The 13,887-nt window shown below is 49.9% G+C and carries 18 protein-coding genes; 1 reads left to right on the forward strand and 17 read right to left on the reverse strand.

Annotation, left to right across the window (positions count from 1 at the left end; genetic code table 11):
* Positions 1–131: 131 nt before the first annotated feature.
* The 5 genes from purB to rluE all read right to left on the reverse strand — a co-directional run bounded on the left by purB (position 132) and on the right by rluE (position 4,710).
* Positions 132–1,502, reverse strand: coding sequence for an adenylosuccinate lyase (gene purB, locus KP22_RS03750; protein WP_039300348.1), 1,371 nt, complete (start codon positions 1,500–1,502; stop codon positions 132–134).
* 226 nt (positions 1,503–1,728) lie between these two features.
* Positions 1,729–2,367 carry a high frequency lysogenization protein HflD gene (hflD, locus tag KP22_RS03755; protein WP_039322456.1) on the reverse strand — a complete coding sequence of 213 codons (639 nt, stop codon included), beginning with the start codon at positions 2,365–2,367 and terminating at the stop codon, positions 1,729–1,731.
* A gap of 2 nt (positions 2,368–2,369) precedes the next feature.
* Positions 2,370–3,476 (reverse strand): tRNA 2-thiouridine(34) synthase MnmA, encoded by a 1,107-nt coding sequence (gene mnmA, locus KP22_RS03760; protein WP_010275749.1) that lies wholly within the window; start codon positions 3,474–3,476, stop codon positions 2,370–2,372.
* A 138-nt stretch (positions 3,477–3,614) separates the two neighbouring features.
* Positions 3,615–4,061 (reverse strand): NUDIX hydrolase, encoded by a 447-nt coding sequence (locus KP22_RS03765; protein ID WP_039300342.1) that lies wholly within the window; start codon positions 4,059–4,061, stop codon positions 3,615–3,617.
* Complete coding sequence (gene rluE, locus KP22_RS03770) at positions 4,054–4,710, reverse strand: 23S rRNA pseudouridine(2457) synthase RluE (protein WP_039322459.1); 657 nt, start codon at positions 4,708–4,710, stop codon at positions 4,054–4,056. Before rluE ends, KP22_RS03765 begins: the two co-directional genes overlap by 8 nt.
* Positions 4,711–4,811: 101 nt before the next feature.
* On the opposite strand from rluE, the gene icd reads away from it, so the two are divergent.
* Entirely contained in the window at positions 4,812–6,065 is a 1,254-nt protein-coding gene (gene icd / locus KP22_RS03775; RefSeq protein ID WP_039300335.1) for an NADP-dependent isocitrate dehydrogenase, read from the forward strand.
* A 136-nt stretch (positions 6,066–6,201) separates the two neighbouring features.
* Here icd and KP22_RS03780 read toward each other — a convergent pair whose 3' ends face one another.
* The 12 genes from KP22_RS03780 to KP22_RS03835 all read right to left on the reverse strand — a co-directional run bounded on the left by KP22_RS03780 (position 6,202) and on the right by KP22_RS03835 (position 13,847).
* Positions 6,202–7,341, reverse strand: a complete 1,140-nt coding sequence (locus KP22_RS03780; protein WP_039322461.1) for a site-specific integrase — start codon at positions 7,339–7,341, stop codon at positions 6,202–6,204.
* Positions 7,331–7,567, reverse strand: a complete 237-nt coding sequence (locus KP22_RS03785; RefSeq protein WP_039322465.1) for an excisionase — start codon at positions 7,565–7,567, stop codon at positions 7,331–7,333. Before KP22_RS03785 ends, KP22_RS03780 begins: the two co-directional genes overlap by 11 nt.
* A 79-nt stretch (positions 7,568–7,646) precedes the next feature.
* Complete coding sequence (locus tag KP22_RS03790) at positions 7,647–8,123, reverse strand: hypothetical protein (protein WP_039322468.1); 477 nt, start codon at positions 8,121–8,123, stop codon at positions 7,647–7,649.
* Positions 8,124–8,231: 108 nt separating this feature from the next.
* Positions 8,232–8,519 (reverse strand): hypothetical protein, encoded by a 288-nt coding sequence (locus KP22_RS03795; RefSeq protein ID WP_039322471.1) that lies wholly within the window; start codon positions 8,517–8,519, stop codon positions 8,232–8,234.
* Entirely contained in the window at positions 8,516–9,457 is a 942-nt protein-coding gene (locus KP22_RS03800) for a hypothetical protein (RefSeq protein ID WP_039322474.1), read from the reverse strand. Before KP22_RS03800 ends, KP22_RS03795 begins: the two co-directional genes overlap by 4 nt.
* Positions 9,450–9,758, reverse strand: coding sequence for a hypothetical protein (locus KP22_RS03805; RefSeq protein ID WP_039322478.1), 309 nt, complete (start codon positions 9,756–9,758; stop codon positions 9,450–9,452). The genes KP22_RS03800 and KP22_RS03805 overlap by 8 nt, the downstream gene beginning before the upstream one ends.
* Complete coding sequence (locus tag KP22_RS03810; protein ID WP_039322481.1) at positions 9,758–10,081, reverse strand: hypothetical protein; 324 nt, start codon at positions 10,079–10,081, stop codon at positions 9,758–9,760. Before KP22_RS03810 ends, KP22_RS03805 begins: the two co-directional genes overlap by 1 nt.
* Positions 10,078–10,518, reverse strand: coding sequence for a class I SAM-dependent methyltransferase (locus KP22_RS03815; RefSeq protein WP_244879999.1), 441 nt, complete (start codon positions 10,516–10,518; stop codon positions 10,078–10,080). Before KP22_RS03815 ends, KP22_RS03810 begins: the two co-directional genes overlap by 4 nt.
* Before the next feature lie 304 nt (positions 10,519–10,822).
* The gene (locus KP22_RS22610; protein WP_209428687.1) at positions 10,823–11,632 is read right to left on the reverse strand and encodes a hypothetical protein; all 810 of its coding nucleotides are present in this window, start codon (positions 11,630–11,632) and stop codon (positions 10,823–10,825) included.
* Positions 11,633–11,646: 14 nt separating this feature from the next.
* Complete coding sequence (locus KP22_RS03825; RefSeq protein ID WP_039322486.1) at positions 11,647–12,273, reverse strand: hypothetical protein; 627 nt, start codon at positions 12,271–12,273, stop codon at positions 11,647–11,649.
* Positions 12,274–12,288: 15 nt separating this feature from the next.
* Entirely contained in the window at positions 12,289–12,708 is a 420-nt protein-coding gene (locus KP22_RS03830; protein WP_039322489.1) for a hypothetical protein, read from the reverse strand.
* Positions 12,708–13,847, reverse strand: a complete 1,140-nt coding sequence (locus tag KP22_RS03835; protein WP_039322492.1) for a hypothetical protein — start codon at positions 13,845–13,847, stop codon at positions 12,708–12,710. Before KP22_RS03835 ends, KP22_RS03830 begins: the two co-directional genes overlap by 1 nt.
* Between the last annotated feature and the right edge of the window lie 40 nt (positions 13,848–13,887).

The following is a 13,887-nucleotide window of genomic DNA, read 5'->3' on the forward strand; positions in this document are numbered from 1 at the left end:
TTTATTTTATTTGCTAAATTATCCACGGAAAGGGTAAACCGAATATAAACAAGCTGGAAATGGTTGGTGTTATGGAAAACTGGCGGGCAGGACACCCGCCAGAGAGAGTACGACATACTGCCTGAAAACGTTTATTTCAGGTCATCAACCATAGCGATAGCGCGGCCAATATAGTTAGCTGGCGTCATCGCTTTCAGACGCGTTTTTTCCGCTTCTGGTAATTCCAGACCATCGATAAATGCCTGAATGCCTGCCGCGTCAATGCGCTTGCCGCGCGTCAGCTCTTTCAGTTTCTCGTAAGGCTTTTCAATCCCGTAGCGGCGCATCACGGTCTGGATAGGCTCAGCCAATACTTCCCAGTTATGATCCAGTTCATCAGCCAGACGATCGCGGTTCACTTCCAGTTTGCTGATGCCTTTCATCGTGGCCTGATAGGCAATTAGCGCATAGCCTACGCCCACGCCCAGATTACGTAGCACCGTAGAGTCAGTGAGGTCACGCTGCCAGCGAGAAATCGGCAGTTTGCTTGCCAGGTGCGCCAGTACGGCGTTCGCCAGCCCCAGATTGCCTTCCGAGTTTTCGAAGTCAATCGGGTTAACCTTGTGCGGCATGGTAGAGGAACCGATTTCGCCCGCAATGGTTTTTTGTTTGAAGTGATTCAGTGCGATGTAGCCCCAGATATCACGGTCAAAGTCGATCAAAATGGTGTTGAAACGCGCGATGCAGTCGAACAGCTCAGCGATATAATCGTGCGGTTCGATCTGTGTGGTGTACGGGTTCCAGTTGATACCTAGTGAGGTGACAAAGCTTTCGCTGAACTGGTGCCAGTCGACTTCCGGGTAGGCTGCCAGATGGGCGTTATAGTTGCCGACGGCACCATTAATTTTACCCAGAATCTCAACCTGCTGTAGTTGACGATACTGGCGTTCCATACGGTAAGCCACGTTAGCGAACTCTTTACCGATGGTTGAAGGGGTGGCTGGCTGACCGTGTGTACGTGAAAGCAGAGGTATATCACGGTATTCCTGTGCCAGATTTTTCAGCGCATCAATCATTTGGCGCCAGTGCGGCAGGATGACGTCGCGGCGAGCAGTATCCAGCATCAGCGCGTGAGACAGGTTGTTGATATCTTCTGACGTACAGGCGAAGTGGATGAATTCGTTGACGGCATGCAGGGCAGGAATCGCGGCGACTTTCTCTTTCAGAAAGTATTCAACGGCTTTCACATCGTGGTTGGTCGTACGTTCAATAGTTTTAATGCGTGCTGCATCTTCTTCGTTGAATTCGGCGACAATTTTATCAAGGAAAGCGTTTGCGTCAGCGTCAAATGCAGGAACTTCCTGGATCTCTGCACAGGCTGCCAGTTTTTGCAGCCAACGTACTTCAACCTGCACACGGAATTTCAGCAAACCGAATTCGCTGAAAATGGTGCGCAACGTGCTGACTTTATCGCCGTAGCGTCCATCAATAGGGGAAACGGCGGTCAGTGAGGATAATTCCATCGCAAGCAACTCCTGAGATTGGTTTCAATAACAATTATTTTAAGAACAATTGGTTTTAAGAACACGTGGCTTTAAGTACACGCAGTTTTTAAGAACATCATGTAGTTTCGATAATAACGAGTTTCAACAACGGGCTAATCTTTATCCAGCCAGTTTTAATACAAAATCGAGTATTGCAACGCTGGCGTTAATCACACCAGCGTCAGCTATAACGGCAAGAATACCATCAAACAGATGGGCAACGCGCCAATATCTGTTTCGCTTCTTTGACCAGTTGGCTGCGTGAGAACATCAACTGCAAGCGCCCGCCGCCAATCTGTTGCCAGAGCACCGTAGAGCGGATACCGGCCAGCAGCGCGGCACGTACTTTAGCCTGCACCTGACTATTCTTTAGCACTTCCGGTGAACCGGTAACCTGAATACGTGGCCCCAATGTACTGATGACATCCACGTAAATCGCGGCCAGCGCGCTAACAATCGTTTCGGAAAGTAGCTCAAAATGCTCCAGTTGTCGTTCCAACTGCCCGATGCGCTTACCCAATTCGTCAAGCGCAGCAGATTTTGCATTCAGCTTGCGTTCTAACGCGATCAGACTGAAGGCATAGCGTGATAATTCTGCACCAATACCTTTATTGCTGCTGGTATTCAGAATACCCAGCAGTGTTTCCAGCCCAACTTTCAAGTTTTGCTCGTCATTACCGTAAACGGCTAACGTGGACGCTGGATTGAGGTTCAACACGCTGTTCAGTGAGGTATGCAGCACATCGTTATTACAGTTCCCCGTGTGGGCCAACTGCTGGACTAAATGCGCCGATTGGCAAACGCCCGCTAGCGCCAGCGTAATTTCATAATAATTCTTAGCCACGGTTACTCCTGTAAGCGTTCTTCGATGATGCCGCCACCAAGGCAAACGTCGTCCAGATAAAAGACAGCGGATTGGCCTGGCGTTACGGCAGCGACGGGCTCATCAAAACGTACGGTAATGCGATCGTCGCCAAGTGGGGTGACGGTGCAGGGGATATCCGCCTGACGATAACGAGTTTTTACCGTGCAGCGTAATTCAGCGGTCAGCGGTTGGCGATCGACCCAGTGTAACTGCTGTGCGATTAAGCCGTACGACATCAGGCGAGGGTGTTCGTGACCCTGCGCGACATACAGAATGTTGTTGGCGACATCTTTATCCACCACGTACCAGGGATCTTCGCCGCCGTCTTTGACGCCGCCAATACCCAGCCCTTTGCGTTGCCCCAGCGTGTGGTACATCAGCCCCTGATGTTGTCCCATCGGTTTATTGTCGTCGACAGAGAGAATCGGGCCGGGCTGTGCGGGCAGATAGCGCGCCAGAAAATCGGTGAATTTGCGCTCGCCGATGAAGCAAATACCGGTAGAGTCCTTCTTCTTCGCGGTGGCCAGTTCAAGCTCTTCGGCGATCTTACGGACCTGTGGCTTTTCCAGTTCGCCGACGGGGAACAGACTCTGTGCAATCTGTTCATGGCTTAGCGTATAAAGAAAATAGCTCTGGTCTTTGTTGCCGTCCATGCCGCGAAGCAAGCGGCTTTTGCCGTCAACATCGTGACGACGGACATAGTGGCCCGTCGCGATATAGTCCGCCCCGAGATCCTCAGCAGCGAACTCCAGGAAGGCTTTGAATTTGATTTCTTTATTGCACAGAATATCGGGATTGGGGGTACGGCCCGCTTTATATTCTTCAAGGAAGAGTTCAAACACGTTGTCCCAATATTCAGCGGCAAAATTGACGGTATGGAGTTCGATACCCAGCTTGTCGCAAACGGCCTGCGCATCGGCAAGATCCGTGGCCGCTGAGCAATATTCCGTGTCGTCGTCCTCTTCCCAGTTCTTCATGAACAGGCCTTCAACATGATAGCCCTGTTGCTGTAACAGGTAAGCGGAAACGGAGGAATCAACACCGCCGGACATACCGACAATCACTTTTTTCTGGCTGTTATCTGACATGGGAGTCTCACGAACTGAAATTTACTGGTGCATTGATGCGAAAAACAAGCGCCATATTTTAGCATGTTGAACCGAGCGCTGCATCGCTATTCCTGCCGCGTGGTGGTTAGCCCGAATATGGCAAGAATAGCTAAATCTTTAAAAGGGCCAGTTGAATGCACCTAATACGGTTAACGGATAGCGTTCTGACTGCTGATAGCAGCGAATACTTTCTGCCACCAGCGGTGAACGAAGCTGGCGAGAATGCAAAATTTCCTCTGCGGTCACCCAGCGACAGCATTCGATGTCACTGTCGTGCGGCTGGGTGTCGACCCGCCGAGGCAGATCGAGTGCGAAGCAAAAGCGTAAAAACGGTGTGTTGTCTGGAGCAATCCATTGATGGAGGCGCAAGAAACTTTGCGGCGCGGCCTGAATGCCCGTCTCTTCCCATAGCTCACGGCTCGCCGCCTTAATCAGTGTTTCGTCGGCTTCCAAATGACCTGCGGGTTGGTTCCATAATAATTTGTCGTTAATTAACTCTTCGACGACCAGAAAATGGTTTTCGGCCTGTACCACACAGGCGACTGTCACATGGGGTTTAAACATCCGCTATCTCCTTCCATTCTCCGGGTAACAGGTTTTCTACGGTTTGGTTGGCCATACCGTATCGAATCAGACGCAGGGTAGGATACCCGATATTTGCCGTCATGCGACGGACTTGCCGATTACGGCCTTCATGCAGCGTGATTTTTAACCAGCAGTCGGGAATGCTTTTACGTTCGCGTATGGGCGGATTGCGCGGCCACAGCCAGCCAGGTTCAGGTACGATCTCCGCACCCGCGGGCAGCGTTTTGCCGTCATTCAACTCTAGACCGGAGCGAAAGCGCGTCAGTGCGGCCTCATCAGGAATGCCTTCAACTTGCACATAGTAAATTTTGGCCGTTTTTTTCGTTGGCTGAGTTAGCTGCGCTTGAAGCTTGCCGTCATTGGTGAGAATCATCAGGCCTTCGCTGTCGCGGTCCAGACGCCCGGCGGCATAAATACCGCTAATCGGAATGTAATCTTTCAGCGTGTGGCGTCCACCTTCGTCTGTGAATTGTGGCAGGACATCGAAGGGTTTATTGAACAGAACGATTCGACGCGGTGCGTTGTCAGGCAGCCGTTTTCTTACCGGTTGTGAGCTGAATCGTTTAACTTTGTGATTTTTAACAGGGAATTTATTCATCATCTTTATAGTCGCGGATAACAAAAGCATTATACTCGAAATGGTTTGCGATTGGCGCGGGCTAAATATTCAAGTAGTATTGACACGCATCTTACAAGTCATTAACAAAATTGCGCTCGAAGGAGAGGTTAATGGAAAGCAAAGTAGTGGTACCGACAGAAGGTCAGAAAATCACGGTTGATGCTCAAGGCAAGCTGGTTGTTCCTAACAATCCGGTTATCCCGTTTATCGAAGGTGACGGCATTGGTATCGATGTAACGCCAGCCATGATCAACGTAGTAGACGCTGCCGTGAAAAAAGCCTATCAGGGCAAGCGCGCGATTTCCTGGATGGAGATCTACACGGGTGAGAAATCCACGCAAGTTTACGGTAAAGATGTCTGGCTGCCAGACGAGACGCTGGATCTGATCCGTGAATACCGTGTGGCGATTAAAGGCCCGCTGACAACGCCAGTCGGCGGTGGTATTCGTTCTCTGAACGTTGCACTGCGCCAACAACTGGATCTGTATGTTTGCCTGCGTCCGGTACGCTACTACGAAGGTACACCTAGCCCGGTTAAACAGCCTGAGCTGACCGACATGGTGATCTTCCGTGAAAACGCCGAAGACATCTATGCAGGTATTGAATGGAAAGCGGGTTCTGCTGAAGCAGACAAAGTGATCAAATTCCTGCGCGAAGAAATGGGCGTTAGCAAAATCCGTTTCCCTGAGCAGTGTGGTATCGGCGTGAAGCCGTGTTCCGAAGAAGGTACCAAGCGTCTGGTTCGCGCTGCGATCGAATACGCGATTACCAACGATCGTGATTCCCTCACGCTGGTACACAAAGGCAACATCATGAAATTCACCGAAGGCGCGTTTAAAGACTGGGGTTACCAGTTAGCGCGTGAAGAATTCGGCGGTGAGCTGATCGATGGCGGCCCGTGGATGAAGATCAAGAACCCGAACACGGGTAAAGAGATCGTTGTAAAAGACGTCATCGCCGATGCATTCCTGCAACAAATCCTGCTGCGTCCTGCTGAATATGACGTGATCGCCTGTATGAACCTGAACGGTGACTACATTTCTGATGCACTGGCGGCACAGGTTGGCGGTATCGGTATTGCTCCGGGCGCAAACATCGGTGACGAATGTGCACTGTTTGAAGCCACGCACGGTACTGCACCGAAATATGCGGGTCAGGATAAAGTGAACCCAGGTTCCGTTATTCTGTCTGCTGAAATGATGCTGCGTCACCTGCAATGGTTCGAAGCGGCTGACCTGATTGTTAAGGGCGTTGAAGGCGCTATCAAGAACAAGACAGTGACTTACGATTTCGAACGTCTGATGGAAGGCGCTAAGCTGCGCAAATGTAGCGAGTTTGCGCAGGACATCATCGATAACATGTAATCTTACTGTTATCACATTGATCGGCGGGGGCGCTTTGCTCTCGCTGATTTTTAACATCGAAAAAGCCATTCAGTAAAATCTCAGTAAAATTCCTCAGTAAAATAGAGTGAAAAATAACCTGTCTGATAATGGGCTCTCATCCTGCTTTAATCTGAATTGTTAACCAATCTTTACCGCGGTCGTCGTTGTAGCTATCTGTCTGCTGCTGTGATTTATGCCCCAGAAGCATTCGAGTATCGACGCCACCTTGCTCCCTATAAAGCCGCTCTGCTAATGACCGCTGTTCGTGAAATGTCGGTGGTGTACCGTTTTCCCACACAAGCGCCGTCTTATCCCTGGCTGCACTGAATCGCATCGTAATAGTTCTGGATGCCACGGCAGCGCCACGCTCTGCTTGCGAGGTGGAACGAAAGAAGTGAACCAGATGGGGACTGACAACGTAATCTCTGCACCGTGCAATGACATCGCGTAGCGTCCATCCTGTGGCATTGGATTTCAGTGATAGTGGAATAGCAACCCGGGCACCCGTTTTCTCTTGAACAACATGTAGGTGATCATCCCAGATATCTGAAAATTTCATGTTGGCAATATCACCTAAGCGCTGAGCTGTCACCAGAGCAAGTAGCATGGCATTACCCATATATTGATGCTGAGCATCGGCCACGTCAAAAATGGCCTGCCATTCGCTTAGATCCAAGCGCTGGCGTTGAATTCTTTTACGTGGCTGCTTGGTGGCAAGCGCAGGGTTATAACCAGGGGGAACTTCGCCAGCATGCTGCGCCTCTTTGAAAACATCAATGAGGACGGAACGAACTACCTGAGCCATGCGTGATTGTCCGTTGGCTTTATAGTCATCCAAAATTTCCGCAATATCTTTAGCCCCAACCTCCGTGAGTAATTTCATTCCTGCGTGCTGATTAAATAAGGATACGGGTTTATTTCGCTGTTTGTGGGTATTGAGCCTGATGTCGCCAGATTTCAATCTCTCGTCTTGAATTGCTTTATATTTTTCCAACCAACCGCTTACTGTTATACCTTTTCCTGAAATTGCCAGAGTACTTTCCCGGATAGCAAATGCCTGTTTCACCTGCTGTTCGCTAATTCGTAGGTTGGCTTCTATTGCGATTGCGGTAGCTTCAGCCTCATTTGTTCCAAGTCCGTGCCTTTTACCCGTTAAAGGGTGTTTATATTGCCAATAAACTCGCTTGGTTCGTGGATCGGTAAAACAAAATAGGTTCTGTACTTTGATATTATGTTTCCGGGGTCTACCGGCCATCTGAAAGAATCCTTTTCAGTAGTGGGTTATCTGATTTATTTATTGTGGGTTCGGAGATCATGCCGATAAAACGCGCATCTTTTTCCACCATCCATTCACGCCCGACTTTTTGCGGTGGTGGGGAAATCATTTTGTGCCGAGCATATTTATTTAATGTATTTTGCGATGGCGTTGCATCACCAAATTCATCTATTGCCCACTCTTTGAGTAAAAGCATTCTCGCCATTGGTCAGTCCTTGTAAAAAAGGCGTGCCAAAGACACGCCCGTATTTTGGTCGTTTGGTCTGGGTAAGGAAGGGGCTTGGTTAGAGGAAGGTCCAGTTTTCCGTTTCGGCGTTATGTCCGAAGTTGTATTCGATCTGAGGGGATGACAAGTCCAACTTTTTCATTTCTTCAACAACGGTAGTGATAATGGCGATATCCTGCTTTAAGCGTCCCAGATGATATTTTTTTCGGCGTAGCAGGCTTTCTAACGCCAACTTCTGTGATGGGAAAGCAAAAGATCGCTCTGCTGATTTTGCGACTTTCTTGATCGCGTACCGCATATTTTTCTTTTTCCATCCCTCGAGCCATCGTGCCTTATCCCGATCAATATCATAATCTTTAGCCCAGCGAGCAGGGCACAGAAAGGCATAACTATTGGTCTGGTGAAAGGCTATATATTGCTCGGCGATAACTTCAATCCCTGCTTCCTGAACGGTTTCAAAATATCGCCAGTAAACAGGGTAGCCATTATGTTCAGTTTTCGATTCCGGGAATGGAACCGACCATGATTGAGGCATATGCTCCTCCTAAATTTAGGAAACAAAAAAGCCGCTGATTAGGCGGCTCGGTTATTCGTCATCATTAACATATCCGTGCTGGTCGTTTAAATTCCATGCTAAAGGCTGCTAAACCTCCCGAGCCTTTAGCATGGCGTCAGCTAATGCGTATGCATTTTTGGCCGCCGCATTAGCGTTTCCAGATATTACTGGGTGAACTGCATCAATTCCGTAGGATGATAGCCATCCCTGCATCGCCTTTGCTGCGAAATAATCACGCAGTGTCATGCCGCAGCACAGTTTGTTAACTTCGGCGATGTATTTCGTTTCGTCCTCTGAACCAACATTTTTCAGGGCTAAAGCGTGTGCTACGTGACGTTCAACCGGAAAGGCTAGCTTGCCTGTTTGTTTGCTCATAAATCCTCACTCATATGCATCGGCTGGGGAGCGGCAGCGAGCATTGCGCGGTGACCTGCGATGAATACACCACACGGGCCAGTTCCACGGTTAAACTCTTCAAATGCGGCAGTACATGCGGAACGAAAGGCCTCTGTATGTTCCATTGGGACAAGTGCTAATTTGTAACCATCCGGAATTACCGGATAGTTGCCCATATCGAGCGGTTGCTCGGGATGGTTGGCTAACGTGCATTCGCAGTCAACCGATCCCAGCATTTGAGGGCAATGATACGTGCCACGACCACCGCATTTCGGACATGGAATATTTTCAGGAATATTTTGTGGTTCGTTGTGTTGTTGGTGCTGGAGCATTGCGGCGCGGCAGGCGTTCCAGCCAACACAATAGTCGTAGCTCCTATAGATTTTGGTACCCCATCCTGCCGCTTTTTCTTCTCTTCCTTCGTAGAAGACTTCTTCAGGCACCACGTAAGGCTGGATAAGTAAATCCCCCGTATGATTGAATGTTGACGCTCGGAATTTATCCACGATGCGCCCTAACGAATTGAAATTCATAAATGGTACTTCGTGATGACCTTTTTTCTGTCCCTCACACCATGTAACAGGGATTCCTCCAGTCATCTCAGCTACTGTGTCACGAATTTCATCAAACGTAGCCGACCGCAGCGCGTAAGGCTGACTTGCTGACTTGAATACAGGGAAATACGGTTCCGTATTTTCCTCATATTCTGGTTTTTCTTTCGATATATCCAACCCGAATTTTGTGTCATAAACCCAATAGGCAGGCTCTTTCGCCGCCTCACGTCGCTGTAACACTTCGGTGATAGCTTTTACCGCGTCACTCCATCCCGCGCTTTCTAATTTGTCTGTCGTTTCGCTAGCCATATCGATAAAGGTGTCGCGTAATACTTCCAGCCTTTCTTTGCTTAAATCACTCATCGCTATCCCCTGTAACAATATAGGTGTCGTCAGGAACCTGAATGGTCATAACTGCGCTATAACCGCTATCCCACTGCCCGAAAGATGCAGGCCACGCTGGTATTTTCGTATCTTCATTGACTTGTCCGACGCCGATAGCCCAGCAGCCAGCATCCGTATAACAAGCAACGACTAGCATTTCCCCTTCGGATGACTTGAGGTGATAAATACCGGGATTTCGGTACACGCAGATTTCTTCGCGAATAGCGTCGTCACATTCGAAGAGGTCATCGCTCATGCCATAGAATTTCAGTTCTTTCACTACTCCTCCCAATTAACGCTGGTCACGGCCGGCAGTGCGATAATCGCGTCCAGCAACTCCCGTAGCATTGTTGATGTGACACGGCGGAAATGGGATTTAACGGCGGTGGGGTACATCGCACTTTTCACGCGGTACCAGCCCTTCTTGTTGAATACGGCCTGTTCCCAATGCCCGCCGAAATCCAATTGCCGGAACGTCTTGCCGCGCATTTCCACGCGGAACCGCACATGCCGATCCGGTGCCGTCCCGATAACGCTGGAAATGCCCACAACGGCCGGATAGCCGTCATGAGCTACGGTGACGGTTCTATTTAAGTCCGTCATTCATCCTCTCCTTTGAGAAAGCAAATCCAGTGAGTGTTACTGCGTTTGCCTGATAAGTGGCCGAATGCAGGCCTTTGATTGGTTAGTGCCAGCACGTCACGAACTGGTATCTGTGTTTCATTCCATTTAAAGATCAGCGTACCGAGCGGTCGCAGTACCCGAAATGCCTCACTGAATCCGGCCCGCAAATCGTCTCGCCATGTTGCACTGTCTAATGCACCGTACTTTTTACGCAGCCAACTGCTTTCGCCAGCGCGTAGAAGGTGGGGCGGATCGAAAACGACAAGGGAGAATTGAGCATCGTCAAAGGGAAGGGCGCGGAAGTCGGCGATAACGTCGGGGTTAATTTCCAGACTACGCCCATCACATAAGACATGGCGCTCTCGGCGAATGTCGGAAAACACAGCGCGGCTGTCGCTTTTATCGAACCAAAACATGCGAGACCCGCTGCACATATCAAGAATTGGACGTTGGGGGGGGCATTAATCACCTCCCGCGGGTATAACGGCTTCAACTGGCAGGCACTCATAAGATCTGGGTAATTTTTGCGCCCTAACATCAGCTTCACAATTTTGCAGATCAGGATAAACCCAGCCTTGCGGTTCATATTGGCAGGGCTGGAACGTGTAACAGACGTAAAGAAATAGACCGAACAAGGCGGCCTCCTTCGTTATTCGCTGGAAAAGGGGATAGCCGCATCACAGAACGGATGCGGTGAAATTCAATGCGGGCTGACAGCGATCAGTAATCGCCGGGGTAATACACCTCGTCGGCGTCGTCCTGATCGAGTACTAACAGGCTGTCACCGTAGTAAAGCGCTGCGACCAGCTTTTCAAAGCGGGTGTAGAAGGTGATAACTTTCTTACCGAGAATATCGCCGTCACATTTCCCTGAATACAGGCTGTAACATTTAACCCCATCGTGTGTAATCGCTTTTTTCTGTCCGTTTTCATATTCGACGGCTTCAGACAAATAAAGGTTGTTACTAAATTCAAAGGGATGAGTTTTACGTTTGGCGCTCGACCAACTCCGTTCTTCAAATTGCTCTTTCTCTAACCCTACGCGGAATCCGCCATAATCACTGTATTCCATTAGTACTTCAGGGCGTTGCCATCCTTCCTGAGCAGCAGCTTCCTGATGGTCTTCAATGAACGCAGCCCATAGTTCCGACGCTTTAATGAATTTTGGGATCTGTTTTTCTGTGATAAACGCGGCGACTTTTTCGCGCATCTCCGACACTAACTGGTCAGATACCGCTTCTTTCTCCCACTGGGTTGCCAGCTCTTTTAGTAGCAGAAGGTTATAACGTGGCAAATCGACAACATCGGTGATATTGGCGGGGAGGGCTGATTGCAGCGCACGTCTAACGGCATCGGGGAATGTGCCCCAACTGAAGGTATCTTTGATGGCCTTTTCATACAATTTTGCGACATGCTCTTGGATCATTTGCTGATACGCGTCGGATTTTTCAAACGCGGCACAGTGAGCGGCGATATCGACCGCAAGGCTTGCAGCGTTTACGGTGGTTACTTCAGTGGTGTTATTGGTCATTGGTCAGTCCTTACTTATTTGATTTGTTTAAATTCGATAACCCAAATCCATGGGTTGGCTTGCCAGCTTCCGACGCCGTAAATCGATTCCCATAAATCCCGATACCAGAGGAATTGATCGTAGTCTCCGCCATCAATGGCTCGTTCCGCTGGGTATCCTTCTGCGATAATCCCATCACGTGGGATATGTTTAAGCCGCTCAACACGAACATCGGTGATTTCCAGCGTGATCCGACTGGCGTAACGGGGCATGTGGATTGATGGCACCCATTTGATCGGAGCGGTTTCCCCGCTTGCTGTTTTGTACCTGATGGCATCAGGATTACTGGCGCGATACACGCGAAACTCACCAGTACCGCCTAAGGCATCGCGGCGAACTTGAAGGCCAGAAGTCTCCCGTACCCACAGCCGATCGCCGGGTTGCCCGAATGGGCATTTAGCGTCCCATGTTCCACCTGTGCTTTTGGTATAGGCGTACAAGCCATCAATTTCATCACCGTTTTCAGCACGGCCTGAAATTATTTCTATCTGATGATCACGGCGGTATTGGCTACGGTCGAACGGCTGCGGCTTAATAATCCGCCGCGTCTGCGTTTTGCGCCCATCAAGAATGGCGCGAACCATTTCGCCGTTAAAAATCATTCCCCGTTCCTTCACTCAAGCCTCCCTACCCAAACGATTCAAAATCACCGCTTTAGATGGCAGCGGCAGTTGCTGAGCCAGTTGCCACTGTTTGCGCTGAACTTGGGTTTTGTGCGCCAGCAGTTTGCGGATATCGCCTACCGGGATACTGGTATCTTTGGCGATCACGTTTTCGTTGATGCCGCGGCGGTGTAACTGATAGATGCCGAGCATGATGGATGACGAGTAATTGCGCCGTGCGCCAATACGCGGCGTTGCTGGTGGTTGTTTTTGGGGACCATAGCCTGTGTAAATGGGTTTAGGCTCCGGTTTATACGGTTCACCCACGCGTATTGATGATCGGGTTCGCATACGGTAAATGATGACAGGCAGCCAGTTGCATTTATCGTCTTCTGACTTAAACAGCACGCCAACAGGGTTCAATTCTTCTTCCATCACGCTGCCTCGCTCTGTTTTTGTGCCAATTCCCAATCCTTTACCAACCCTATGCATTTCGCATGTACCTGGCGTGCCGTGCTGATTCCAAAACCTTTTACTTTCTCGGCCAGCGCATCCGGTGTGCGGCGCACCACATCAAACAGCGAGTGAATGCCCGCTGCGCTGAGTAGGTCGAGGTGCTGCTCTTTCAACGGAAGCGAACCGACCAACACGGATTCCGCCCATTCAGCTCGACGAACTAAGTGAGGATGCGTTGCTTCCAGCAGTTCACGAATTCGTGCGGTAACGGCTTCGGTTAGGCCTTCCGGCCATGCGTCTTTGAAGTTTTCTACGGTGGGGTAGATCGGCACCGCCCATTCCGACACTGACACGATCATGCAGATACCGATGGTGCTGCGGATCTCAAGGTGCCAGTCGATATCGTTCAGGATTTTTACGTCATATTCAGGGGAATAAAGCTGTAATCCCCATTGGAAGGTGTAGAAATAGAACTGTGTGCCGCTGGCGGTCTGCCAATAGCGTTGCTCAACGTCACCATCAGCACGCTGTAGACGCGCCCTCATATCAGTGATCGCGTGATTCAATTCATCGTTGAGCTGAACCATCGTTGATAGCTTGCTGGTTTTATCAGCCAGTTCTTTCTTCAGCCGGCGGATTTCAGTTAATTGCTGATCGCGTAGCGTTCGGCTATCGCTTAAATCGATTTTTACGCGCGCCAGTTGTGCTTTAAGACGCTCAGGGTTTAAGGATTTCAACTGATTAAGCTCAGTTGCCAACATCCCCTTTTCGGTGAGGGCCAGCTTATATTTTGCTGTGACACTATCACGCTCTGCGGTGGCTTCGGCGGCTGCCAGCTCTGCACTTTCAACACGTTCCTGAACCTGTGTCAGCGCTAATGCTTTGGTGGTCAGGTCGTTTTCGGCAGCCTCCAGTCGGTCAATGATGGCGTTGTAGTCATCGACTTCTTTATTCAGTTGTTCGATGCACAGGGCCTGTGCTTGATCTAACAAAACCGTCGCGCTTTCGACAGAGCGCTGAACGATCCCCGTGGTTTGCTCAATGGCTAAGTCGAGTTGCGCCCGAACGGGGCGCAGGGAAGATTCCAACACGCCAGCGGCGGTTGTCGTGGTTGTCATAACGATTTCCTGATGCTATCCCCCATTAAAGAGGGGGAAG

It is taken from the genome of Pectobacterium betavasculorum (genome assembly GCF_000749845.1).
GTDB lineage: Bacteria > Pseudomonadota > Gammaproteobacteria > Enterobacterales > Enterobacteriaceae > Pectobacterium > Pectobacterium betavasculorum.